Origin of the sequence: Serinicoccus sp. CNJ-927 (assembly GCF_001942435.1) — a bacterium.
Classification (GTDB): Bacteria; Actinomycetota; Actinomycetes; order Actinomycetales; family Dermatophilaceae; genus Ornithinicoccus; species Ornithinicoccus marinus.
The window spans coordinates 58,755-82,772 of the sequence record NZ_MKKF01000050.1; the positions used below are offsets into that span (position 1 = coordinate 58,755).

25 protein-coding genes, 1 tRNA gene and 1 pseudogene are annotated in these 24,018 nt (G+C 72.1%); 24 read left to right on the forward strand and 3 right to left on the reverse strand.

All coding sequences use genetic code 11. The annotated features are described in order from the left end of the window. Positions 1-104 precede the first annotated feature (104 nt). From hisD to hisIE, 7 genes are read left to right on the forward strand one after another with little or no spacing between them, the layout of a single operon-like run. Positions 105-1,412: a histidinol dehydrogenase gene (gene hisD / locus BJF86_RS14595; RefSeq protein WP_075819993.1), complete on the forward strand. Its 1,308-nt coding sequence runs from the start codon at positions 105-107 to the stop codon at positions 1,410-1,412. Further along, positions 1,409-2,566, forward strand: a complete 1,158-nt coding sequence (hisC, locus tag BJF86_RS14600; protein WP_075820218.1) for a histidinol-phosphate transaminase — start codon at positions 1,409-1,411, stop codon at positions 2,564-2,566. The genes hisD and hisC overlap by 4 nt, the downstream gene beginning before the upstream one ends. Continuing rightward, entirely contained in the window at positions 2,563-3,666 is a 1,104-nt protein-coding gene (hisB, locus tag BJF86_RS14605) for a bifunctional histidinol-phosphatase/imidazoleglycerol-phosphate dehydratase HisB (RefSeq protein ID WP_075819995.1), read from the forward strand. Before hisC ends, hisB begins: the two co-directional genes overlap by 4 nt. After that, complete coding sequence (hisH, locus tag BJF86_RS14610; RefSeq protein WP_202817361.1) at positions 3,663-4,271, forward strand: imidazole glycerol phosphate synthase subunit HisH; 609 nt, start codon at positions 3,663-3,665, stop codon at positions 4,269-4,271. The genes hisB and hisH overlap by 4 nt, the downstream gene beginning before the upstream one ends. Continuing rightward, on the forward strand, positions 4,261-5,055 hold the full coding sequence (gene hisA / locus BJF86_RS14615; RefSeq protein ID WP_075819997.1) for a 1-(5-phosphoribosyl)-5-[(5-phosphoribosylamino)methylideneamino]imidazole-4-carboxamide isomerase: 795 nt from the start codon (positions 4,261-4,263) through the stop codon (positions 5,053-5,055). Before hisH ends, hisA begins: the two co-directional genes overlap by 11 nt. Beyond that, positions 5,052-5,825, forward strand: coding sequence for an imidazole glycerol phosphate synthase subunit HisF (gene hisF, locus BJF86_RS14620; protein WP_075819998.1), 774 nt, complete (start codon positions 5,052-5,054; stop codon positions 5,823-5,825). Before hisA ends, hisF begins: the two co-directional genes overlap by 4 nt. Continuing rightward, a complete protein-coding gene (gene hisIE / locus BJF86_RS14625; protein ID WP_237768250.1) occupies positions 5,822-6,463 on the forward strand; it encodes a bifunctional phosphoribosyl-AMP cyclohydrolase/phosphoribosyl-ATP diphosphatase HisIE in 642 nt (213 codons plus the stop codon). Before hisF ends, hisIE begins: the two co-directional genes overlap by 4 nt. A 3-nt stretch (positions 6,464-6,466) precedes the next feature. Here the strand turns inward: hisIE and BJF86_RS14630 are convergent, their stop codons facing one another. Beyond that, positions 6,467-6,895 (reverse strand): hypothetical protein, encoded by a 429-nt coding sequence (locus tag BJF86_RS14630; protein ID WP_083653169.1) that lies wholly within the window; start codon positions 6,893-6,895, stop codon positions 6,467-6,469. Further along, positions 6,892-7,080 (reverse strand): hypothetical protein, encoded by a 189-nt coding sequence (locus BJF86_RS17100; protein WP_143553865.1) that lies wholly within the window; start codon positions 7,078-7,080, stop codon positions 6,892-6,894. Before BJF86_RS17100 ends, BJF86_RS14630 begins: the two co-directional genes overlap by 4 nt. A gap of 40 nt (positions 7,081-7,120) precedes the next feature. On the opposite strand from BJF86_RS17100, the gene xerD reads away from it, so the two are divergent. The 17 genes and pseudogenes from xerD (at position 7,121) to BJF86_RS19135 (ending at position 22,508) form a co-directional block, all read left to right on the forward strand. After that, positions 7,121-8,152, forward strand: a complete 1,032-nt coding sequence (gene xerD / locus BJF86_RS14635) for a site-specific tyrosine recombinase XerD (RefSeq protein WP_075820000.1) — start codon at positions 7,121-7,123, stop codon at positions 8,150-8,152. Positions 8,153-8,273: 121 nt separating this feature from the next. After that, positions 8,274-9,158: a ParA family protein gene (locus BJF86_RS14640; RefSeq protein WP_143553866.1), complete on the forward strand. Its 885-nt coding sequence runs from the start codon at positions 8,274-8,276 to the stop codon at positions 9,156-9,158. 11 nt (positions 9,159-9,169) lie between these two features. Further along, positions 9,170-10,069 (forward strand): segregation and condensation protein A, encoded by a 900-nt coding sequence (locus tag BJF86_RS14645; RefSeq protein WP_075820004.1) that lies wholly within the window; start codon positions 9,170-9,172, stop codon positions 10,067-10,069. After that, positions 10,053-10,694 carry an SMC-Scp complex subunit ScpB gene (gene scpB / locus BJF86_RS14650; RefSeq protein ID WP_075820006.1) on the forward strand — a complete coding sequence of 214 codons (642 nt, stop codon included), beginning with the start codon at positions 10,053-10,055 and terminating at the stop codon, positions 10,692-10,694. The genes BJF86_RS14645 and scpB overlap by 17 nt, the downstream gene beginning before the upstream one ends. Continuing rightward, positions 10,691-11,641: a pseudouridine synthase gene (locus tag BJF86_RS14655; RefSeq protein ID WP_075820008.1), complete on the forward strand. Its 951-nt coding sequence runs from the start codon at positions 10,691-10,693 to the stop codon at positions 11,639-11,641. Before scpB ends, BJF86_RS14655 begins: the two co-directional genes overlap by 4 nt. 344 nt (positions 11,642-11,985) lie before the next feature. Further along, entirely contained in the window at positions 11,986-12,840 is an 855-nt protein-coding gene (locus tag BJF86_RS14660) for an LD-carboxypeptidase (RefSeq protein ID WP_321166204.1), read from the forward strand. Next, a complete protein-coding gene (locus BJF86_RS19640; protein ID WP_321166208.1) occupies positions 12,753-13,004 on the forward strand; it encodes a hypothetical protein in 252 nt (83 codons plus the stop codon). The genes BJF86_RS14660 and BJF86_RS19640 overlap by 88 nt, the downstream gene beginning before the upstream one ends. A gap of 162 nt (positions 13,005-13,166) precedes the next feature. Continuing rightward, positions 13,167-13,892 (forward strand): (d)CMP kinase, encoded by a 726-nt coding sequence (gene cmk, locus BJF86_RS14665; RefSeq protein WP_022923900.1) that lies wholly within the window; start codon positions 13,167-13,169, stop codon positions 13,890-13,892. A gap of 57 nt (positions 13,893-13,949) precedes the next feature. Continuing rightward, complete coding sequence (locus tag BJF86_RS14670; RefSeq protein WP_075820010.1) at positions 13,950-14,813, forward strand: sulfurtransferase; 864 nt, start codon at positions 13,950-13,952, stop codon at positions 14,811-14,813. 3 nt (positions 14,814-14,816) lie between these two features. Further along, positions 14,817-15,296 (forward strand): SufE family protein, encoded by a 480-nt coding sequence (locus BJF86_RS14675; protein ID WP_075820012.1) that lies wholly within the window; start codon positions 14,817-14,819, stop codon positions 15,294-15,296. Next, complete coding sequence (der, locus tag BJF86_RS14680; protein ID WP_143553867.1) at positions 15,293-16,849, forward strand: ribosome biogenesis GTPase Der; 1,557 nt, start codon at positions 15,293-15,295, stop codon at positions 16,847-16,849. Before BJF86_RS14675 ends, der begins: the two co-directional genes overlap by 4 nt. A 65-nt stretch (positions 16,850-16,914) precedes the next feature. Continuing rightward, a tRNA-Pro gene (locus BJF86_RS14685) sits at positions 16,915-16,988 on the forward strand. A gap of 140 nt (positions 16,989-17,128) precedes the next feature. Beyond that, positions 17,129-19,087, forward strand: a complete 1,959-nt coding sequence (locus tag BJF86_RS19115) for a BCCT family transporter (RefSeq protein ID WP_075820014.1) — start codon at positions 17,129-17,131, stop codon at positions 19,085-19,087. Then, entirely contained in the window at positions 19,074-19,718 is a 645-nt protein-coding gene (locus BJF86_RS19905) for a sulfatase-like hydrolase/transferase (protein ID WP_414819949.1), read from the forward strand. The genes BJF86_RS19115 and BJF86_RS19905 overlap by 14 nt, the downstream gene beginning before the upstream one ends. A gap of 355 nt (positions 19,719-20,073) precedes the next feature. Continuing rightward, positions 20,074-20,253 (forward strand): hypothetical protein, encoded by a 180-nt coding sequence (locus BJF86_RS19130; RefSeq protein ID WP_237768257.1) that lies wholly within the window; start codon positions 20,074-20,076, stop codon positions 20,251-20,253. A 72-nt stretch (positions 20,254-20,325) separates the two neighbouring features. After that, on the forward strand, positions 20,326-21,945 hold the full coding sequence (locus BJF86_RS14700) for a BCCT family transporter (RefSeq protein WP_075820016.1): 1,620 nt from the start codon (positions 20,326-20,328) through the stop codon (positions 21,943-21,945). A gap of 114 nt (positions 21,946-22,059) precedes the next feature. Then, positions 22,060-22,508 (forward strand): annotated as a pseudogene (locus BJF86_RS19135) (nucleoside hydrolase). A 216-nt stretch (positions 22,509-22,724) separates the two neighbouring features. Here BJF86_RS19135 and BJF86_RS14715 read toward each other — a convergent pair. Continuing rightward, complete coding sequence (locus BJF86_RS14715; RefSeq protein WP_075814248.1) at positions 22,725-23,975, reverse strand: aspartate aminotransferase family protein; 1,251 nt, start codon at positions 23,973-23,975, stop codon at positions 22,725-22,727. Positions 23,976-24,018 lie beyond the last annotated feature (43 nt).

Below are 24,018 nucleotides of genomic sequence, written 5' to 3' on the forward strand. Positions count from 1 at the left end.
GCTGCAGATGCTCGTGCACGGCTCGGTCTCGTGGGCCAAGCTCGAGGACCTCAAGCGCGAGGCGCCCACAACCTCATGGTGCTGCCGGTCGAGGGGATGCTCGCATGAACGTCCTCACCTGGGACGACCTCGACGACACCCAGCGCGCCGAGGCGCTGCGCCGGGGCACCGCGGCCGCTGGCCCCGAGGTCACCGCTGGCGTCACCGACATCCTCGCGCAGGTGCGCGAGCGTGGCGACGACGCGCTGCGCGAGCTCAGCGCCCGCCTGGACGGCGCGACCGTGGCCGACCTGCGGGTCACGCCGCAGGAGCGGGACACCGCCGCCGCGGCGCTGGACGCCGACCTGCGCGCGGCGATCACCGAGGCCGCCGGACGCATCCGCACCTTCCACGCCGCCGGCAGGCAGCAGGGGTATGCCGTCGAGACGGCTCCCGGGGTCGTGTGCGAGCGGGTGGTGCGCCCGATCCGCCGGGTCGGGCTCTACGTCCCCGCCGGGTCCGCGCCGCTGCCCTCGACCGCGCTGATGCTCGGTGTGCCCGCGCAGCTCGCCGGCTGCCCGGAGGTGGTGCTCTGCACGCCGCCGCGCCCGGACGGCACCGCCGACCCGGCCGTGCTCGCGGCCGCCGCCGAGTGCGGCATCGAGCACATCTACCTCGTCGGCGGGGCCCAGGCGATCGCGGCGATGGCCTACGGCACCGAGACCGTCCCGGCGTGCGACAAGCTCTTCGGTCCCGGCAACGCCTGGGTCACCGAGGCCAAGCGGCAGGTCAGCACGGCCGAGGGCGGGCCGGGCATCGACATGCCGGCCGGTCCCTCGGAGGTCCTGGTCATCGCGGACGCCGGGGCGGACGCCGAGTTCGTCGCCGCCGACCTGCTGTCCCAGGCCGAGCACGGCCCGGACAGCCAGGTCGTCCTGCTCACCGACTCAAGGGCGCTGGCCGAGGCGGTCGCTACCCAGGTGGAGGAGCAGGTGGAGAGCCTGCCGCGCGCCGACATCGCCCGCAAGGCGCTCGCGTCCTCGCGCCTCGTCGTCACTCCCGACCTGGCCACAGCTGTCGAGGTGTCCAACGACTACGCCCCCGAGCACCTCATCCTCGCCCTGCGCGACGCGTCGGCCTGGGTGCCGCGCATCGACCGGGCCGGGTCGGTCTTCCTCGGCGACCACACCCCGGAGACGCTCGGCGACTACTGCTCCGGCACCAACCACGTGCTGCCCACCGCGGGTGCCGCGCGCTTCACCGGCGGCGTCAACGTCGGCGCCTTCCAGATCGCCATGACCGTGCAGCGCGCCACGCCGCAGGGCCTGGCCGCCGTCGGCCCGTGCGCCGTGACGCTCTCCGAGGCCGAGTCGCTGCACGCCCACCAGCGCGCGGTCACGCGCCGTCTCGCCCGCACCCAGGGGGAGCCGTGACCACCCGCGGCGACACCACCTTCCCGGCGCACCTGGTGCGCCCGGACCTGCGCGACTTCGCGGGGTACTCCTCGGCCCGCACCAGCGCGCCCACGGGCATACCGGACCGCATCTGGCTCAACGCCAACGAGTCCGGGGTCGCCAGCCCCGCGGACAGCGACGGCGTGTCCCGGCGCTACCCGGACCCGCAGCCGGCCGCGCTGGTCGAGGCCTTCGCCGACCTGTGGGCGACCACCCCGGACCGGGTCGTGGTCGGCCGCGGCAGCGACGAGGCGATCGAGCTGCTCGTGCGCAGCCTGTGCCGCCCCGGCGGTGACGGCGTCGTCGTGACCTCGCCGACGTTCGGGATGTATGCCGTCTCTGCGCGGCTGCACGGCGTGCCGGTGACCGACGTGCCCCAGACCGACGACGGCCTGCGCTGGCGGGTCGACACCGCCGCCGTCGCGCGGGCGGCCCGGGAGCACGGCGCCCGGCTGGTCTTCGTGGCCTCGCCGGGCAACCCCACCGGCTCGGTCGTCCCGCTGCGAGAGATCGCCGCGCTCGCCGAGGAGCTGGCCGACCAGGCGGTCGTCGTCGTGGACGAGGCCTACGGCGAGTTCGCGCAGCAGCGCTCGGCGATCACCCTGCTCGAGGAGCACCCCACCCTCGTCGTGCTGCGCACCCTCTCCAAGGCGCACGCCCTCGCCGGGGCCCGGGTCGGCATCGCGCTGGCCCACCCGGGCCTGGTGGCCGTCCTGCGGCGGGTGCAGGCGCCCTACCCGTTGCCCGCGCCGGTCACCGAGCTTGCACTGCGGGCCCTGTCCGAGGACGTCCTGCACGCCACCGCGCAGCACGTGGGCGAGGTCCTGCGGCTGCGTGACCAGGTCGGCCGCTGGCTGCGAGACCTCGACGACGTGCGCACGGTCTACGCCAGCGAGGCCAACTTCTTCCTGGTGCGGTGCGACGACGCTGACGCCCTGCTGCATACCCTGGGCGCCGCCGGCATCGTGGTCCGCGACATGCGCCACCTGCCGGGCCTGCACGACGCCCTGCGCATCACCATCGGCACCGGCCCCGAGATGGCCGCCCTGCGCGAGGCGCTGACCGCGTCATCGAGCCCCACCACCAGCACGGACTTCAGCACCGACACCAGCACCGAGGAGAGCCCCGCATGAGCCCCCGCCCGATCTGCTTCGTCGACCGCGACGGCACGATCATCGCCGAGCCGGAGGATCACCAGATCGACGCGCTGGACAAGCTGGCGCTCGTCGACGGCGTGATCCCGGCGCTGCTGCGCATCCAGGGGGCGGGCTTCGACCTCGTCATGGTGAGCAACCAGGACGGCCTGGGCACGGAGTCCTTCCCGACCGAGGACTTCGAGGGCCCGCAGCAGTTTCTGCTGCAGCTGCTCGCCAGCCAGGGCATCACCTTCCGGGACGTCTTCGTCGACCCGCACCACGGCGGCCCGGAGGCGCCGTGGACCCGCAAGCCCGGCATCGGGATGGTCGCGCACCTGCTCAAGGACCGGGGGGTCGACTGGGACCGCAGCGTCATGGTCGGCGACCGGTCCACCGACCGGGAGTTCGCCGACAACCTGGGTGTCCCGGCATACCTCCTCCCGGGACGGGTCGACGGGACCGACGACGACCAGCGGCGGACCACCTGGTCGCAGATCGCGCACGAGCTGGCCGACGCGCCCCGGACCGCCCGGGTCGAGCGCGCCACCTCCGAGACGGCGATCACGGTGCAGGTCGACCTCGACGCGACCGGCGGCAGCGAGATCTCGACCGGGATCGGGTTCTACGACCACATGCTCGACCAGCTCGCCAAGCACGGCGGCTTCCGGCTGCATGTCGCGTGCGAGGGCGACCTGCACATCGACGACCACCACACCGTCGAGGACGTCGCGCTGGCCGTGGGCGAGGCGATCCGCACCGCGCTCGGCGACAAGCGCGGCATCGGCCGCTACGGCTTCACCCTGCCCATGGACGAGGCGCAGGCGACCGCGGCGATCGACCTGTCCGGGCGGCCCTACTTCGCCTACGAGGGCAGTTTCGACCGGGAGGCCGTCGGCGAGTTCTCCACGGAGATGGTCGAGCACTTCTGGCGCTCCTTCGCCGACGCCATGCGCTGCACCCTGCACCTGTCGGTGACCGGCGGCAACACCCACCACAAGATCGAGGTCGGCTTCAAGGCGGTCGCCCGGGCGCTGCGCATGGGCATCGCCCGCCAGGGCGACTCCGCCGAGCTGCCCACCACCAAGGGCGTGCTGTGAGGGTCGCCCTCGTCGACGGTGGTGGCACCAACATCGGCTCGGTCAGCTACGCCCTGGAGCGGCTCGGCGCGACCGGCCGGCTCACCGCCGACCCGGGCGACATCCTCGCCGCGGACCGGGTGGTCCTGCCCGGAGTCGGCGCAGCCGGGGCCGGCATGCGCCGGTTGCGCGAGCTCGGTCTCGTCGAGGTGCTCGCCCAGGTGCAGGCGCCGCTGCTCGGGGTATGCCTGGGGATGCAGCTGCTCTTCGAGCGCTCCGAGGAGGACGGCGGCGTGGCGACGCTCGGCCTCGTGCCGGGCGAGGTGGTCGGCATACCTCCGGCAGCCGGGGTCCGGGTGCCGCACATGGGGTGGAACGCGCTGACCGACCTCGCCGAGGACCCGCTCCTGGTCGGGATCGAGGAGGGCGACCGCGCCTACTTCGTGCACTCCTACGCCGCGGCGCCCACCGAGCACACCCTCGCCAGCACCGTCCACGGGCGCCGTGGACCGCGGTCGTGCGCTCCGGGCTGCGATGGGGCGCGCAGTTCCACCCCGAGAGGTCCTCGGCGGTCGGCTCCCGCCTTCTGCGAAACTTCCTGGTGGAGGTCGATCGATGACGCCTGACCTCCGCACCGACACCGGAGAGATACCAGTGAGCACCACCGGACCGTTCACCGTCTACCCAGCGATCGACGTCCGCGGCGGCGCGGTCGTGCGCCTGCACAAGGGTGACTACGAGCAGGAGACGCGCTACACCGACAACCCCGTGGCCGTCGCGGCGAACTACGCGCGCTCCGGTGCGGCGTGGCTGCACCTCGTCGACCTCGACGCGGCCCGGGCCGGGGGATACACCCTGCTGGAGACCTTGGAGACGATCTGCGACACCACCGGGCTGCGGGTGCAGACCGGCGGCGGGGTGCGCAGCGCGGACGACGTGCAGCGGCTGCTCGACGCCGGCGCCGAGCGGGTGGTCGTGGGCTCGCTGTCGGTGCGCGAGCCCGCGACGGTCGTGGGCTGGCTGGACCGCTTCGGCGCGGACCGGATCACCGTGGCGCTGGACACCCGGATCGGCGAGGACGGGCGGTGGGTGCTGCCGACCGCGGGGTGGACCTCGGTGGGGGAGCAGGACCTCACGACGACGCTGCACCAGTACCACGGCTCGGGGCTGCAGCACGTGCTGTGCACCGACATCGGCCGCGACGGCACGCTGTCCGGGCCCAACTTCCACCTCTACACGATGCTCACCCGCTCCAACCCCGCGCTGGAGATCCAGGCCTCGGGCGGCGCCCGGTCGGTCGACGACGTGCGGGCCGCGAAGAAGCAGGGGTGCGCCGGGATCATTCTGGGCAAGGCGCTGCTCGAGGGGCGGCTCACGGTGGACGACGCGGTGAGGGAGGAGCAGCCGTGACCCTGGCACGCCGGATCATCCCCTGCCTCGACGTGCGCGAGGGGCGGGTGGTCAAGGGCACCCGTTTCCGCGACCACCGCGACATGGGTGACATCGTCGAGCTCGCGCAGCGGTATGCCGGGGAGGGCGCCGACGAGCTCGTCTTCTACGACATCACCGCCAGCCCCGAGGGCCGGGGCGTCGACGTGGGCTGGGTGGAGCGGGTGGCCCGCGCGATCGACATCCCGTTCTGCGTCGCCGGCGGCATCCGCTCGGTCGAGACGGCGCGGGCGGTGCTGCACGCAGGTGCAGACAAGGTGTCGGTCAACACGCCGGCCACCCAGCGCCCCGAGCTGGTCGGCGAGCTCGCCGAGGCCTTCGGGGTGCAGTGCGTCGTCGTCGGCGTGGACAGCCTGCGCGACGAGGACGGGCACTGGCGGATCCGGCAGTTCACCGGGAGCCCGGAGGCGACCCGGGCGCTGGAGACCACGACGCTGGACTGGGTCCGCGAGGTCGTCGGTCTCGGCGCCGGGGAGGTCGTGCTCAACTGTATGGGCTCGGACGGGGTGCGCGACGGCTACGACGTCGAGCAACTTGCAGCTGTCCGGTCGCAGTGCCCGGTCCCGCTCGTCGCGAGCGGCGGCGCCGGGGCGCCGGCACACTTCGTCGACGTCTTCCGGGAGGCGGACGTCGACGGTGCGCTCGCGGCGACGGTCTTCCACGACGGGTCCATCGGCATACCCTCGCTCAAGGCGACGCTGGCCGACCACGGGATCGAGGTGCGCGCGTGAGCGACCGGACACCCCGTCTGTCCGGCGTCGAGGCGGACTTCGACGTCGCCGACGTCGACTTCAGCAAGACCGACGGGATCATCCCCGGCGTGGTGCAGCACGCGCGGACCGGGCAGGTGCTCATGGTCGGCTTCCTCGACGAGCAGGCGCTGACGACGACGCTGGAGACGGGGCTGGCGACGTTCTTCAGCCGCAGCCGGGGTGCGCAGTGGACCAAGGGTGAGACGAGCGGCAACGTGCTGCGCGTCGAGGCGGTGGAGCTGGACTGCGACCGTGACACCCTGCTGCTCCACGCCCTCCCGAGCGGACCCACCTGCCATACCGGCGAGGAGACCTGCTTCGACCCTGGCGCGCGCCCCGGCTCCTTCGTGCACGAGCTCGACGAGCTGGTGCGGGATCGCCGTGAGGAGCTGCCGGAGGGGTCCTACACGACCTCGCTCTTCGAGGGTGGGGTGCGCCGGATCGCGCAGAAGGTCGGCGAGGAGGGCGTCGAGACGGCCCTCGCCTCGGTGGCGCAGGACGACGACGCGCTGCTGGGGGAGTCCGCCGATCTCGTCTACCACCTGCTCGTCCTGCTGCGCTCCCGCGACCTCGGTCTGGCGGACGTGGAGCGGGTGCTGCGGCGGCGGCACGGCTGAGCGCTACCGGCTGGTGCGCAGGCCGACGTCGGCCAGCTCCAGGTCCGCGAGCACCCGGATCGCCTCGGGGTCGCGGGCACGCCAGGCGGTGACCGGGTCGTCGAGCACCTCCTGGAGCCGCCGCGGCCGCTGGTGCACCAGGGCGCGCAACGCGAGGAGCTCCTGCGCCTGCGGTTCGCCGAGCTCGCGGCCCAGTGAGCGCGCCCGCCGGGCCCAGGCCAGTCGCAGGGCTGCCCAGATCAGCACCATCAGGAGGATCGGTGTCCCCGCACTGAGCAGGGTGACCAGCCAGGCGACGGTCGTGACGCCGCCCTCCAGCCGGTCGCCCGCCGTGACCAGGTCGGTCCCGACCCCGGCGGCGCCGGAGAAGGGCGCCTGGAGGCTGTCGCCGACGAGCGGGATCTCGACGACCCGTCCGGCGACGTCGGTCATCCTTGACTGCATGCCCGTCCCCGCCGAGCGCAGCGGGTCGCCGGTGCGGCCAGGGTCATGACCAGCCCGAAGACCCACCGACCGACGAGGACCCAGAGCACCACCCAGGCCAGGACGAGCAGGTCCGCGGTGACCTGGCGGGACCGGCGGGCGGGAGCATCGGCATACCAGCGCATGGGGCTCATCCTCACCCACCACCCGGTCGGGTGCTGAGAGGATCGCGGTATGACCCCGCCCGACCCGCGCGAGAGCGCCGCCCCGTCCGGTGGCGTCTCCGCGGTGACCGGCACGGCCGGCGCCCCGACGACGCCGCTGGCGCGAGCGGTGGGGGACTGGCTCGACCACCTCCGGGTCGAGCGGGGCCGCTCCGAGCACACGCTCGCGGCCTACCGGCGCGACCTGCGCCGCTACCTCGCCTTCCTCGACGCGCAGGGCATCACCGCACCCGACGAGGTCCGCCAGGCGCACGTCACCGACTTCCTGGCTCACCTGCGCAGCGGCGACGCCGACCACCCACCGCTCGCCGCGACCTCGGCCGCCCGGGCCGTGGTCGCGGTCCGCGGGCTGCACACCTTCCTGGCGGTGGAGGGGGAGTCCGTGGACGACCCGTCCCGCGAGGTCGCCCCGCCCACGCCGCCGCGGCGCCTGCCGAAGGCGCTGAGCATCACCGATGTCGAGCGGCTGCTGCAGGCGGCCTCGGTCGGGGACACCCCTGCCGCCCTGCGGGACCGGGCGCTGATGGAGCTGCTCTACGGCTGTGGCGCGCGGGTCAGCGAGGCGATCGCGCTCGATGTCGACGACCTCGACCTGGCCCGGCCGGAGGCGGCCGCCGACGGCGAGCTCCCCGGCGTGGTCCGGCTCTTCGGCAAGGGCCGCAAGGAGCGGATCGTGCCGATGGGACGGTATGCCCGGGACGCCCTCGACGCCTGGCTCGTCCGCGGCCGACCCGAGCTGGCGCGGAAGGGGAGCGGGACGCCGGCCGTCTTCGTCAACGCGCGAGGCGGGCGCCTGTCCCGTCAGTCCGCCTGGAACGCCATCAAGGCCGCCGCCGACCGGGCCGACCTCCGGGCCGAGATCTCCCCGCACACGCTGCGCCACTCCTTCGCCACCCACCTGCTCGACGGCGGCGCCGACGTGCGGGTGGTGCAGGAGCTGCTCGGCCACGCCTCGGTGGCGACCACCCAGATCTACACCCACGTCTCCACCCAGCACCTGCGCGAGGTGTATGCCCAGTCCCACCCGCGCGCGCGGCGTTGAGCCGGCAAGGACTTCGACCTCAGGTCGAGGTCCAGGCGGATGACCGCACCTGGACCTGTGGATTAGGGTCGGACCGATCGGCGGGACGCCGACCACACCCGAACGGATCTGGAGACACCACGTGAGTCACGACCGGCTGCCCGGCACCGAGACCTCGGGCGTGGGCCAGGAGGGCCCCACCGGCCGTCCGCTGCCCGACTTCCCCGTGCCCGAGCCGCTGGCGAGCCACGGGCCGGCCCGCATCATCGCGATGTGCAACCAGAAGGGCGGTGTCGGCAAGACCACGACGACGATCAACCTCGGCGCCGCGCTCGCGGAGTACGGCCGCAAGGTCCTCATGGTCGACTTCGACCCGCAGGGCGCGCTGTCGGTCGGCCTGGGGGTGCGCACGCACGACCTCGACGTCACGGTCTACAACCTGCTCGTGGAGCGCGGCCACGACGTGCGCGACGTCATCCAGCCCACCTCGGTGCCCGGCATCGACATCCTCCCGGCCAACATCGACCTGTCCGCCGCCGAGGTCCAGCTCGTGGGGGAGGTGGCCCGCGAGCAGGTGCTCGCCCGCACCCTGCGGCCCGTGATGGACGACTACGACGTCGTCTTCATCGACTGCCAGCCCTCCCTCGGCCTGCTCACGGTCAACGCGCTCACCGCCTCGCACGGCGTGATCATCCCGCTGGAGACCGAGTTCTTCGCGATGCGCGGCGTCGCGCTGCTCATCGAGACGATCGAGAAGATCACCGACCGGCTCAACCCGAGGCTGGAGATCGACGGCATCCTCGCGACGATGTACGACGGGCGCACGCTGCACTCCCGCGAGGTGGTCCGCAGCGTCGTCGACCACTTCGGCGACACCGTCTTCCACACCGTCATCAGCCGCACCGTGAAGTTCCCCGACGCGACCCTGGCCGCCGAGCCCATCACCACCTACGCCAGCACGCACTCCGGTGCGGAGGCATACCGTCAGCTGGCGCGTGAGCTCGTCGCGCGCGGCGGCGCTCCCTGAGCGGGATGGGTATGCCGACCGCCCCGGCCGCGGACCCGTCGGCGCAGGCCTCTGGCCAGCCGGGCGAGGCGACCCCGGGCGGCGTCCTCACCGCGACCCGCGGCGGCTTCGAGGTCCACCTCGACGTCTTCTCGGGTCCGTTCGAGCTGCTGCTCGGGCTCATCGCCAAGCACAAGCTCGACGTCACCGAGATCGCGCTGGCCCGCGTGACCGACGAGTTCGTGGCCTACCTGCGCGCGGCGCAGGAGGGCGAGGGGGAGTGGGACCTGTCGCAGGCCAGCGAGTTCGTGCTCATCGCGGCGACCCTGCTCGACCTCAAGGCCGCCCGCCTGCTGCCGAGCGGCCGGGAGGACGACGAGGAGGACCTGGCGCTCATCGAGGCGCGCGACCTGCTCTTCGCCCGGCTGCTGCAGTACCGCGCGTTCAAGCAGGTCTCCGACGAGCTGCGGCTGCAGATGGAGGGCAAGGGACGCATCTTCGCCCGCGACGTCGGCGTCGAGGAGCGCTTCGCCTCGCTGCTGCCCGAGCTCGTGCTGACCGTCACGCCCGAGCAGCTGGCGATGATCGCCGGCCGGGCGATGATCCCCCGGCCCCCGCCCGCCGTCGGCGTGGACCATCTCCACGCCGCACAGGTCTCGGTGCGCGAGCAGGCCTCGATCATCGTCGGCCGGCTGCGGGAGCGGGGCAGCGCCAGCTTCCGCGACCTCGTGGCCGACGCCGACTCCACGATGGTCATCGTCGCGCGCTTCCTGTCGCTGCTCGAGCTCTTCCGCGACACCGTGGTCGCGCTGGAGCAGGACGAGGCGCTCGGGGAGCTCACGGTGCGCTGGACCGGGCCGGACTCGGGCGAGGTCCATGGGCAGGTCGGGGCGGAGTTCGACGAGGAGGAGGCCGATGAGCCAGCAGGATGAGCAGCCCGACGAGCCCGTGGCGGGTGCCGACCAGGTGGAGCAGGAGCAGGTCGCCTTCGACATCACCGACTTCCCGGGGGGCGCCCGCTCCGCGATCGAGGCGGTCCTCATGGTCATCGACGAGCCGGTGACCGAGGAGGCCCTCGCCAGCGCGCTGGAGCTGCCGCTGGAGGACGTGGGCGCCGTCCTCGACGAGCTCGCCCAGGAGTATGCCCAGGGCAACCGCGGCTTCATGCTGCGCCGCCTGGGAGGGGGGTGGCGTGTCTACAGCCGACCGGAATACGCGCCGGTGGTGGAGAAGTTCCTCCTGGGTGGCCAGCAGGCACGGCTCACCCAGGCCGCGCTGGAGACGCTCGCCGTCATCGCCTACCGACAGCCGATCAGCCGGGCCCGTATCGGCGCGATCCGCGGGGTGAACGTCGACGGCGTCGTCCGGACGCTGCTGGCGCGCGGCATGGTCACCGAGACCGGGCAGGACCCGTCCGGTGGCGCGGTGCTCTACGGCACCACCGACCTGTTCCTGCAGCGCATGGGGCTGGACAGCCTCGACGACCTGCCCGCGCTCGCCCCCTATCTCCCCTCGGCCGAGGTGCTCGAGGAGCTCGCATCGGAAGGACTCGCATGACCAGCGGCAAGAAGAACCCCGGACCCCGTGGCGGGCAGGGCGGACGACCCGGGCAGGGCGGCAGGTCCGGCGGAGGCCGGTCCGGCGGCCGGGGCGGGTCTGCCTCGCGCGTGCCCTCGCAGGGCGGAGGCGCCGGGCCGCGGCGTGCGGGTGGCACCCGGCCGCCGCGGCGGCGCCGTCCCAGCACACCGCCGGACCCGGCGACCCGCGACGTCCACACCCCGGACGGCGTGCGGCTGCAGAAGCTGCTCGCCGGCGCGGGCTTCGGGAGCAGGCGAGCCTGCGAGAAGCTCATCGAGGAGGGTCGCGTCGAGGTCGACGGCCAGGTCGTCGTGGAGCTCGGGGTGCGCGTCGACGCGGCCACCCAGACGGTGCACGTCGACGGTGACCGGGTTGTCGTCGACACCGAGAAGCTCTACCTCGCCTTCAACAAGCCGGCCGGTGTCGTCTCCACGATGGAGGACGAGGAGGGGCGGCCGTGCCTGACCGACTACGTCGGGCACCTGTCGCGCCGCCTGTTCCACGTCGGGCGGCTGGACGTCGACACCGAGGGACTGCTGCTGCTCACCAACGACGGCGACCTCGCGCACAAGCTGCAGCATCCGGCCTACGGCGTGCCCAAGACGTATGTCGCACAGGTGCACGGCGTCGTGGCTCCCGGCATCGGCAAGCAGCTGCGCGACGGCGTCGAGCTCGAGGACGGTCTGGCGAAGGCCGACAGCTTCCGGCTCGTCGACGACATCCCTGGCCACTCGATCATCGAGATCGTGCTGCACGAGGGTCGCAAGCACATCGTGCGCCGGATGATGGAGGAGGTCGGCTACCCGGTCGAGGCGCTCTCGCGCGTCCAGGTCGGCCCGATCAAGGTCGCCGAGCTGCGCCCGGGGAAGTATCGCGCGCTCTCGGCCGAAGAGGTCGCCCAGCTCTACCGCGCGGCGGGGGAGTAGGGCCTGCTCACGGCGGCCCGCCGAGGTCGGGCCGCGGGCATCGCGGCCAGGGGCGACTCCCGCACCACTCGACGGTGATCGCCGGACGATCGTGCCGAGTATCCCGCCTCCAGGCGGGTCAGTGTCGAGACGGAGACCAGTCCGCGCTCAACGCGCACGGCCCACTCCGCGGCATCGCGACTGAGAGCCAGTCGTGCCAGCGCTGACTTGTCGATGAGCCACGTCCTCACGACCAGGCGTCGCCGATCTGATTCCGCACGGCGAGGTGCGGATGGTCCCGTGGGAGTCGGGTATATACCCGATATCCACGGGACCGTCATGACATGCCGTCCTAGGGTGGCCGGATGAGACCGAGGTTCCCCGCGCCGCTGCGGCCGGGTGCCGTCGTCGGAGTCACGAGCCCCTCCGCCGGCGTGCCCGCCGAGCTCCGGGCACGCCTGGACGTGGCCGTCGAGTCGGTGCGATCCCGTGGCTACGACGTGGTCGTGGGCCAGTGCATGGACGGCGCGCGTCACGTCAGCGCGCCGGCCGCGGACCGGGCGGCAGAGCTGCAGCGGATGCTGCTCGACCCGGGCATCGCCGCCGTGGTCCCGCCGTGGGGCGGTGAGACGGCCATCGACCTGCTGCCCCTGCTCGACTGGGGTGCGCTGACGGCGGCGGAGCCGACGTGGATGGTGGGCTTCTCCGACATCGCCACCCTCACCACCCCGCTCACGCTCCGGGCCGGGTGGGCGACGATCCACGGGCAGAACCTCATGGACACGCCCTACGCCGTGCCCGACGGACTCGTGAGCTGGCTGGACCTTGTCGCTCTCCCGCGCGGGGCGACCGTGCGACAGACGTCACCGGGGCGCTACCGCGAGGACTTCGTGGACTGGGCCGAGCACCCGGAGGACGACACCTACGTGCTCGACCACGCCGGGGGTTGGACGCGGCTGGACGGCGGGGGTGACGTCGACGTCACCGGGCGGCTCGTCGGGGGCTGCGTCGAGACGTTGGCGAGCCTGGCGGGGACGGCATACCTCGACACCGGCGCCTGGCGGACCTCGGAGACGGGCTGGTCGTCTACGTGGAGGCGGCGGAGCACGACGCCTTCACGATCTGCCGCCACCTGCACGGTATGCGCCTGGCCGGTTTCTTCGATGGCGCCGCAGCGGTGCTGGTGGGCCGGACGTCGGCACCGGACGGTGCCACCCTGACCCAGCACGAGGCGGTCATGGACGCGCTGGACGTCCTGGGCGTGCCGGTGGTCGCCGACGTCGAGTGCGGCCACGTCGCGCCGCACCTGCCGCTGGTCAACGGGGCGCTCGCCCGGGTCGAGCACTCCGCGACGACGTCCGCCATCACGCAGACGCTTTCCTGACGAGTCGGTCAGCCAGCGGCGTGTCAGACCGAATGCAGGACCACTGAGAGCCGGTATGTCACTCGTGAGCCCCCTCGAGGAGGCTGCCGAGTGACATACCGGCTCCCAGTGCCCCGATCGACCGGCGCGGGGTATACCGGGTGCGACCGTTACGCTGGGTCGGTGCCTTCTCGTCCCCTCACCATCGCCATCGACGGGCCCTCCGGGTCCGGTAAGTCCTCCGTGTCCAAGGCCGTGGCGCGGGAGCTGGGACTGGGCTACCTGGACACCGGCGCGATGTACCGCGCGGTCGCCTGGCGGTGCCTCGATGCGGACGTCGACCTGACCGACCAGCAGGCCGTGGCCCAGGCTGCGCGCGACCTCCCGCTGGACATCTTGACCGACCCCGACGACCAGACCCTGCGGGTCGGTGGGACCGACATCACTGACGCCATCCGCGAGACCCGCGTGACGTCGCAGGTCTCGGCCGTGGCCACGAATCTCGACGTGCGCGCCGAGCTGCGCCGGCGTCAGCGGGAGATCGTCGCCGCGGCCCGTGAGCAGCAGGGCGGCATCGTCGCGGAGGGCCGCGACATCACCACCGTCGTCGCCCCCGACGCCGAGCACCGCATCCTCGTCACCGCCTCGGAGGAGGCGCGCCTGACCCGCCGCTCCACCGAGCTGCACGGCGGGGCCGACGCCGAGCAGGTCGCGGCGACCCGCGACCAGATCGTGCGGCGAGACCAGCAGGACTCGACGGTCAGCGCCTTCATGGAAGCCGCGGACGGGGTCGTGACGTTGGACACCTCAGACCTGTCGTTCGACCAGGTCGTGGCGGCTGTGCTCGCGCTGGTCCGCGGCGAGGTCGAGCCGGAGCGCTCGCCCGAGCACGCGGGTGAGGCCACCTGACCTGCCGGGCACCGACCGCCTGCGACATACCACCGACACCGACCTGAGGAGCACCTGATGAGCTCGTCCGCCTCCGACAAGATCTCCGCCTACGCCCACCCCGAGCGCCTCGTCACGACCGAGTGGCTCGCCGAGCACCTCGACGACCCGCAGGTCGTCGTGCTCGAGTCCGACGAGGACGTCCTGCTCTACGACACGGGGCACATCCCCGGCGCCCGCAAGCTCGACTGGCACACCGACCTCAACGACCCGGTGACCCGCGACTACGTCGATGGTGAGCGCTTCGCCCAGGTCATGGGTGAGCGCGGCGTCGGTCGGGACACGACCGTGGTCATCTACGGCGACCGGTCCAACTGGTGGGCCGCCTACGCCCTGTGGGTCATGACGCTCTTCGGCCACGAGGACGTGCGGCTGCTGGACGGCGGCCGGGCGAAGTGGGTCGAGGAGGGCCGGGAGATGACGACTGACGCGCCGGAGGTGACGCAGGCGGCATACCCCGTGGTGGAGCGTGACGACTCCCGCGTCCGCGCCTTCAAGGCCGACGTGCTCGACCACCTCGGTCAGCCGATGGTCGATGTGCGCAGCCCCGGGGAGTACTCCGGCGAGCTGCTGCACATGCCCGACTACCCGCAGGAGGGCGCCATGCGCGGCGGCCACATCCCGGGCGCGACGTCGGTGCCGTGGGCGCGGGCGGCCAACGAGGATGGCACGTTCAAGTCCCGCGAGGAGCTCGAGGCGATCTACCAGCAGGAGCAGGGGCTGGCGACCTCCGACGACGTCGTCGCCTACTGCCGCATCGGCGAGCGCTCCAGCCACACCTGGTTCGTGCTCACCCACCTGCTGGGCTTCGAGAAGGTCCGCAACTACGACGGCAGCTGGACCGAGTGGGGCAACTCGGTCGGTGTGCCGGTGGAGCGCTGAGGTATGCCGGAGACCGAGAGCGGCGCGCTCCCGGAGGCGATGGCCGAGCTCGCCGAGGACTTCCACGCGGTGAGCCAGCCCGAGCGGCTGCAGCTGCTGCTGGAGCTCTCCCGTGAGCTCCCGGGGCTGCCCGAGCGCTACGAGGGCCACCTCGACCAGATGGAGCGGGTCGACGAGTGCCAGTCGCCGTTGTTCCTCGCCGTCGAGGTCGAGGACGACGCCGAGCGCACGGTGCGGCTCTTCTTCGACGCGCCCGCGGAGGCCCCGACGACGCGCGGCTTCGCCGGCATCCTGCACGAAGGCCTGGACGGGCTCGGCGCGCAACAGGTGCTCGACGTCCCCGACGACGCGCCCTACCGCTTCGGCCTGGCCGAGGCGGTCTCGCCGCTGCGCATGCGTGGGATGGTCGGCATGCTCGGCCGGATCAAGCGGCAGGTGCGGCTGCGCTCGGAGGCCCTCACGGCCGCGGGGGAGGGAGCATGAGCCAGCAGGACGGCACGCCCGCTCCGCAGGAGGACAGCCACCACGACGAGGTCGAGGTCGAGTGGACCGCCGGAGACCCCGACGGGCTGCCCGACCTGGGGGCCAGCGAGCAGGACGAGGCGCTGGAGCAGGCCCTGCGCGCGGGTCTGGTCGACTTCGAGCTCTCCGACGAGGACCAGGCCCTCGTCGAGCGGGGCGAGCTGCCGCAGGAGGACCGGGAGGACGTGGGCGGTCGCCCCGTCGTCGCGGTCGTCGGGCGTCCCAACGTCGGCAAGTCCAGCCTGGTCAACCGCATCCTCGGCCGCCGCGAGGCCGTGGTCGAGGACGTCCCGGGCGTCACGCGCGACCGCGTGTCCTACGACGCGGAGTGGTCCGGGCGCCGCTTCACCCTCGTCGACACCGGCGGCTGGGAGGTCGACGCCACAGGCATACACCTGCGGGTGGCCGAGCAGGCCGAGGTCGCCGTCGAGCTCGCCGACGCCGTGATGTTCGTCGTCGACGCCACCGTCGGGGCGACCGACACCGACGAGCAGGTCGTGCGGCTGCTGCGCCGCTCCGGCAGACCGGTGGTACTCGTCGCCAACAAGGTCGACGACCAGCGGTTCGAGGCCGACGCCGCGATGCTGTGGAGCCTGGGGCTGGGCCAGCCGTGGCCGGTGTCGGCGCTGCACGGACGCGGGTCCGGTGACGCGCTCGACGCTCTGCTCGACGTCCTGCCGGAGAGGTCGGCCGTGGCCGGCGTGGCGCCGGAGGGCGGGCCGCGCCGGGTCGCCCTGCTCGGACGCCCCAACGTCGGCAAGTCCTCCCTGCTCAACAAGCTCGCCGGCTCCGACCGCGTCGTCGTGGACGACGTCGCCGGGACCACCCGCGACCCCGTGGACGAGCTCATCGAGCTCGGCGACGACGGGCGGGTATGGCGCTTCGTCGACACCGCCGGCATCCGCCGGCGGGTGCACCAGACCAAGGGCGCGGACTTCTACGCCTCGTTGCGCACCCAGGCCGCCCTGGAGAAGGCCGAGGTCGCGGTCGTCCTGGTCGACGTGTCCGAGCCGATCGCCGAGCAGGACATCCGGGTCATCCAGCAGGTCGTCGACTCCGGCCGCGCGCTCGTCGTCGCCTACAACAAGTGGGACACCCTCGACGAGGAGCGCCGCTACTACCTGGAGCGCGAGATCGAGCGCGAGCTGGTGCAGATCACCTGGGCGCCGCGGGTCAACATCTCCGCCGCCACCGGGCGCAACGTCGCCAAGCTGGTGCCCGCGCTGGACACCGCGCTCGGCTCGTGGGACCGGCGCATCCCGACGGCCAAGCTCAACGCCTTCCTCGGCGAGGTCGTGGCCGGCCAGCCGCACCCGGTGCGCGGCGGGAAGCAGCCGCGGATCCTCTTCGCCACCCAGGCCGACACCCGCCCGCCGCGCTTCGTGATCTTCGCCTCGGGCTTCATCGAGGCGGGCTACCGACGCTTCCTCGAGCGGCGCCTGCGCGAGCAGTTCGGCTTCGTCGGGACGCCCATCGAGATCTCGGTCAGGGTGCGGGAGAAGCGGCGCCGCTGACCGCCCCCGCGGATTGGGTCGGCGAGCCCACGATGGGCTAACCTGATCCTCGCCCAGACGGGCCTCGGGCTGTGGCGCAGTTTGGTAGCGCACTTGACTGGGGGTCAAGGGGTCGCAGGTTCAAATCCTGTCAGCCCGACCGAAGAAGCCCTGGTGAGAGCCCCTCTCACCAGGGCTTCGCCGTTCCCGCAGGACGACGCGGGTCGGCGCGGGTCGGTGCAATCTCCCCTTCGCCGCTGTAGGTTGCCGGGCAACCGTCCACGACGAGGGGGATCCGCCATGTCCACGCAGCAACGCCCACCCCGCGCGAAGCTCGGCGCGGAGGCCCGTCGGGCGGGCAAGTCGCTCGGCCGGCTCGACTACCAGCGACCGGAGTACCCGCACGGGATCCACCCGGCGCTCGTCCCGGGCATCTCGATCGACGAGCAACGCCGGAGGTACGGGCTCAGCAAGACGGTCTTCGTGCTGGCCGGCCTGCTCACCGTCATCTTCGTCATCTGGGGCGTCGCCGACCCGGCCGGCGTCGCCACCGTCGCGCAGGCAGCCTTCGACTGGTCCACCAGCAACGTGTCGTGGCTGTTCAACAGCGTGGCCATCATCATCCTCGTGGTGCTGCTCGGCATCGCGCTGTCGTCCTACGGGCGGATCCCGCTCGGCAAGGACGGCGAGGAGCCGGAGTTCAGCACCTTCGCCTGGGTGTCGATGCTCTTCGCGGCGGGCATCGGCATCGGCGTGCTCTTCTTCGGCCCCTCCGAGCCGCTCACCTACTTCGTCAACCCCCCGCCGCTGACGAACGAGCCGGAGTCGGTGGAGGCGCTGCACCGGTCCATGGCCCAGACCTACTTCCACTGGGGGTTCCACGCCTGGGCGATGTATGCCCTCGTCGGCGGCGCGGTGGCCTACTCCGCCTACCGCCGGGGCCGCAGCCTGCTCATGTCCTCGATCTTCCGGTCGTTGTTCGGCGAGCGGCACGCCGACGGCTTCGCGGGCAAGCTCGTCGACTCGTTCGCGATCATCGCGACCCTCTTCGGGACGGCGGCGGCGCTGGGCATCGCCGCGATGCAGATCGGCACCGGCGTGAGCATCGTGGCCGGGACGGACGAGCTGACCAACACGATGCTCATCGTCATCCTGCTGGTCCTCACCTGCGGCTTCATCATCTCCGCGGTCTCTGGCGTGGCACGGGGCATCCGCTACCTGTCCAGCATCAACATCGTGCTGACCATCGGCATCGTCGGCATCGTGCTCTTCCTCGGGCCGACGCTGTTCCTGCTCAACCTGCTGCCGTCGGCGATGATGGAGTACCTCGGCTCGATGTTCGACATGATGGGCCGCTCCCTGTCGTGGGGCCAGGAGACGCAGGCCTACCAGTCCGCCTGGACCGTCTACTACTGGGCCTGGTGGATCTCCTGGTCGCCCTTCGTCGGCGTCTTCATCGCCCGCATCTCCCGCGGTCGCACGGTGCGGCAGTTCCTCCTCGGCACCATCCTCATCCCCTCCTCGCTGCTCTTCGTCGCCTACGGCGTGATGGGCGGCACCTCGATCTGGATGTACCGCGAGGGGCTGCCCGGCTTCTCCGACGACATGGCCGCACCTCAGGTCTTCTTCACGATGATCGACAACCTCGACTACGTGGCCTGGGTCCCCTATGTCGCGATCGGGGTGTTGTCGATCTTCTTCGTCACCTCGGCCGACTCCGCGTCGGTCGTCATGGGCATGCTGTCGAGCCAGGGCGACCAGTCGCCGCGGCGGGGCGTGGTGATCTTCTGGGGCCTGGTCATGTCGGGGATCGCGGTCGTCATGCTCTCGCTGGGCGACGCGACGGCGCTGCAGGGCCTGCAACAGCTCGTGATCGTCACCGCGGTCCCCTTCGCCGTCGTGATGCTGCTCATCATCGTCGCGTGGTTCCGCGACCTGCGGACCGACCCGGCCACGCTCCGGCACCTGTATGCCGAGAGCGCCGTGCGGCACGCCGTCATCGACGGTGTGCAGAAGCACGGTGACGACTTCGCGCTCCAGGTGGGACCGGCGGCGGACGGGGACGGGGCCGGGGCGCACATCGACTCCGAGGACGAGAGCTACACCGGTTGGTACCAGCGACGCAACGAGGAGGGCGAGCCGGTCGGGTACGACTACGAGACCGGGGAGTGGGAGGACGGCTGGACGCCCCAGGGTGACGGGGACGACAGCGCCCAGCGCCAGAACGAGGAAGCAGAGACACCTCGTGCCGCGGACTGAGCTCGGCGACCAGCCCAACATCATCCTGCCCCAGGCGGACCAGCTGGCGCCGCACCACGTCGGTGCCCACGGGGACGACGCCGCGCTGACGCCGCACCTCGACGCGCTGGCGCGCGAGGGTGCGGTCTTCGACCGGGCATACTGCACGACGCCTTCGTGCGCGCTCTCGCGGGCCTCGATGCTCACCGGACGGCTGCCCTCGGAGCTGGGGTGCTACGACAACGGGGACGACTTCGCGGCGACCGAGCCGACCTTCGCCCACCTCCTGCGCTCGGCGGGCGGCACCTCAACGACAGGGCCCGTGCGGACCAGGCGGGGGGAGTGCACGCCCTGCCTGCTCGCCGCCTGCTTCATCCACCCGCACGACCCCTACGAGCCGCCGCCGGAGCACTGGGAGCGCTTCGACGACCGGGAGATCCCGCCACCGGCGCACCCGGACCACCGGACCCGGCACGCGACCCGCACAGCCACCGGTCGCGGCAGATGTGCGGCTTCGACGCCCGCCCACCCGGCCCGGAGGAGACCCGTCGGGCCCGCCGCGCCTACTACGCGGCCGTCAGCTACGTCGACGACCTGGTCGGCCGCATCCGGGACCGGGTGCAGGCGCTGGGGATGGCGGAGGACACGGTGATCATCCTGCCCAGGCTGCGCGAGCTCGCCGGCACCTCGGGGGAGGGGAGCGCCGACGACGACGCGGGGGTGTCGCTGCTGGAGAGCATCCGGCGGGAGCGGGGCGGGGCCGGACCGGAGGATCGGGACGTCGTCGTGGAGTACCTCGCCGAGGGGACGCAGCGACTCCAAGTCACGCTGGTGCGGGGAGCGCTGAAGTATGTCGTGTGCCCGGGCTACCCGGACCAGCTCTTCGACCTCGAGGCGGACCCCGACGAGTTGAGCGACCGCGCGGGCGACCCGGCCCACGCGGAGGTCGCCGCCGCGATGCGCGCGGAGCTCGACCGGCGCTACGGCCTCGAGGCCTGGAGGACGCGGTGCGCGCCAGCCAGGCACGGCGACAGGTCGTCGCCGCCGCCCTCCGCACCGGAAGGCACCGCGCCTGGGACCTCGTGCCCGACCCCGAGCCGCGGTACGTCCGGGCGACTTCCGGGACGCGCTCGACTACGGCACGGTCGAGGCCGACTGATCACGTCGGCGGTCCGCGAGGGCGCTAGCCAGCGGGCGGATGTCTCGCTAGGGTCGGATTGTCAACAAATGGACAAACTCTCGGCGTAGGGACATTCACCGTGGACGCACTTGCCCGTCGACTGGGGTTGCGTACCAACCCGCAGATCTTCTTCACCTCGGCCGGACTGATGGTCGTCATCCTGGCCCTCCTGCTCATCTTCCCCGGAACGATCGGTGACGGGTTCACGGCCGCCCGGACCTGGGTGACCACCAACCTGGGCTGGTTTTTCATCTTCGGGGTCACCGCCTGGCTGGTCTTCCTCGTCTGGATCGCGATCAGCAAGTACGGCGACCTGCGCCTGGGCAAGGCGGACGAGAAGCCCGCCTACGGCCGCGTGTCCTGGTTCACCATGCTCTTCGCCGGTGGTATCGGCACGGTCCTGATGTTCTGGGGCGTCGCCGAGCCCATCTCGCACTTCTCGACCCCACCCTTCCCTGGGGTGGAGCCCTACAGTGCGGCGGCGGCCGAGGACGCGATGAACGTCGCGCTCTACCACCTCGGGCTGCACACCTGGACGATCTTCACGCTGCCCGGGCTGGCCTTCGGGTTCTTCATCTACCGCTACGACCTGCCGATGCGGGTCAGCTCGGTGTTCTACCCCTTCCTCAAGGAGCGGATCCACGGGCCGATCGGCAAGACCATCGACGTCTTCGCCGTGCTGGGCACGCTCTTCGGCCTGGCGGTGAGCCTGGGGCTGGGCACCTCGCAGATCAGCGCCGGCCTCTCCGCCCTCACCGGTCTGTCGGACTCGGTACTCGTCCGGGTGCTCGTCATCACGGTGCTGACCGCGGTCGCGACGGTCTCCGTCGCGGTCGGGCTGGACAAGGGCATCAAGCGGCTGTCGAACATCAATATCGGTATGGCCGTCGGCATGATGCTCTTCGTCCTGTTCACCGGCGGCGCCACGGTCTTTCTGCTCCGCGAGCTGGTCGAGAGCGCCGGCAACTACCTCGCCGCGCTGCCCGGTCTGTCGCTGTGGAACGACGCCCTGGCCAACGCGACCCAGGACGAGGGCTGGGGCTGGCAGGCCGGCTGGACCGTCTTCTACTGGGCCTGGACCGTCACCTGGGCGCCGTTCATGGGGGTCTTCCTGGCCCGCATCTCCCGAGGGCGCACGGTCCGCGAGTTCATCGGCGGGGTGCTGGTCGCGCCGTCGCTGTTCACCCTGGTCTGGTTCGTCATCTTCGGCTGGTCCGCGATGGAGATCGACGGCATCGGGGGTGAGGGCGGCCCCATCTCGGCGGCCGTCGCCGAGAGCGTCCCGCTGGCGATGTTCACCTTCTTCGAGAGCTTCCCCTGGACCCCGCTGCTGCAGGGCCTCACGGTCGTCATCGTCGCCCTGTTCTTCGCGACATCGGCGGACTCGGCGGCGCTCGTGGTCGACATGCTCTGCTCCGGGGAGGACGAGGAAGGCCCGGTCGGCCAGCGCGTCTTCTGGGCGGTCTGCCTGGGGGCGCTGGCGGCGCTGCTCATCATGCTCGGCGGGGACGAGGCGATTCCGGCCCTGCAGGAGGTCATCACCGTCGTCGGCCTGCCGATCTTCATCCTCGTCTTCGCCATGATCCCGGCCCTGCTGGTCGGGCTGAGATCCGAGCGACGGCGAGTCCTGCGCGGCGACCACGACGTGACGCCGATGGAGGAGATCGAGCGCGACCCGGAGGAGACGCCGAGCGGCTGAGGGACCGGGCTGCGAGGATCCGGGTATGCCGGAGAAGATCGTCCTCGACTGCGACCCGGGCACGACGACGCGATCGCGATTCTGCTGGCGGCGGCCAGCCCGGCGATCGAGCTCCTGGCCGTCACGACGGTCTCGGGCAACCACGACGTCGAGCACACGGCTCGCAACGCGCTGTCCACCTGCGCGGCTTACGGGATCAGGTGCCGGTGGCCCGCGGCTCGGCCCGACCGATGGTGCGCGACCAGGTGCTGGCGGTGGAGATCCACGGCGAGACCGGGCTCGACGGCCCAGAGCTGCCCGCCGCGACCTTCGAGCTCGACGAACGGCACGTCGTCGACACCGTCATGGAGCACGAGCTGGGCACCCTCACCCTGGTGCCGGTCGGCCCGCTCACCAACATCGCCCTGGCGGCGCGTCGCGAGCCTCGCATCGTCGAGCGGGTCAAGGGAGTGATGTGCATGGGCGGCGCACTCACCCGCGGCAACATCACCCGACGGCGGAGTTCAACATCTACGCCGACCGGCACGCGGCGGACGTCGTCCTCCGGGAGGACTGGCCGGTGACGGTGTCCGGTCTCGACCCCCGCCACGCAGATCGACCAAGCCCGCTTCTGCGACCTGGTCGTGGACTCGGTGGAGCGGCTGACCGCCGACCTGGGATGAGCGGGACGACGACATCCACGCTGATCCTCCTGGTCGGGCTTCCAGCCGTCCGGCTTCCCGACCTGGGGCGACTGGCGTCAGCGCCGCTGGCCCCCTTCGGTCTGAGAGCCGGCGTGGTCAGAGCACGTCGGCGACCGCCTTCTCCCAGAGGTCGCCGGCCTCGTCGACCTGATCCTCGGTGACGACCAGCGCGGGGATGAAGCGCACCACCTGCGACCAGGCGCCGCAGGTGAGCAGCAGCAGCCCGTGGCGCGCGGCGGCCTGCTGGGCCCGGGCGGCCGTCTCGCCGTCCGGCGTGCCGTCAGCCGTGCGGAACTCCGCGCCGAGCATCAGGCCGAGCCCGCGCACGTCGGTGATGGCGGTATGCCCGTCCGCGACCGCCTGCAGCCGCCCCCGCAGCTGCTCCCCGCGAGCCGCCGCATTGCCGACGAGGTCCTCGCGGCGCATGACGTCCAGCGTGGCGAGAGCGGCGGCGCAGGCCACGGCGTTGGCGCCGTAGGTGCCGCCCTGCGAGCCGGGCCAAGCCCTGCTCATGAGCTCCTCGGAGGCGGCGATCCCGGAGAGCGGGAAGCCGGAGGCGATGCCCTTCGCGGTGATGAGCACATCGGGAGCGACGCCAAAGTGCTCGTGCCCCCAGAAGCGCCCGGTGCGACCCCACCCGGTCTGCACCTCGTCGAGCACGAGCAGGATGCCGTGCCGGTCGGCCCGCTCCCGCAGACCGGCCAGGAACTCCGCCGAGGCCGGCACGTAGCCACCCTCGCCGAGCACCGGCTCGACGAGGAAGGCCGCGGTGTCCTGCGGGGAGCTGACGGTCTGGAGCTGGTAGTCGAGCTCTCGCAGCGCGAAGGCGGTCGCCTCCTCCTGGCTCCAGCCGTAGTGGGTGGGGTTGGGGAAGGGCGAGACCGCGACCCCGGGCATCAGCGGCGCGAACCCGGAGCGGAACTTCGTGCCCGAGGTCGTCATGGACGCCGCGGCGACGGTGCGCCCGTGGAAGCCCCCGTGGAAGGTGATGACGTTGGGCCGACCCGTCGCCTGGCGCGCCAGGCGCAGGGCGGCCTCGACCGCCTCGGACCCGGAGTTGACGAAGAACATCGAGTCCAGGCCGGCGGGCAGGACCTCGGACATCCGCTCGACGAGGTCGAGCAACGGGCGGTGCATGACGGTGGTGTACTGCGCGTGGATGACCTTGGCGACCTGCTCCTGCGCTGCGGCGACGACGTCCGGATGGGCGTGGCCGGTGCTCGTCACCCCGATGCCCGCGGTGAAGTCGAGGTAGCGTTCGCCCTGCTCATCCCAGAGGATCGCTCCCTCACCACGGTCGGCGATGACGGGGGTGGCCTGCTTGAGCAGGGGGCTGAGGTGCGCCACGGTCGTCTCCTGCGATTGATAGATTGTTGACAATCCGAACGTA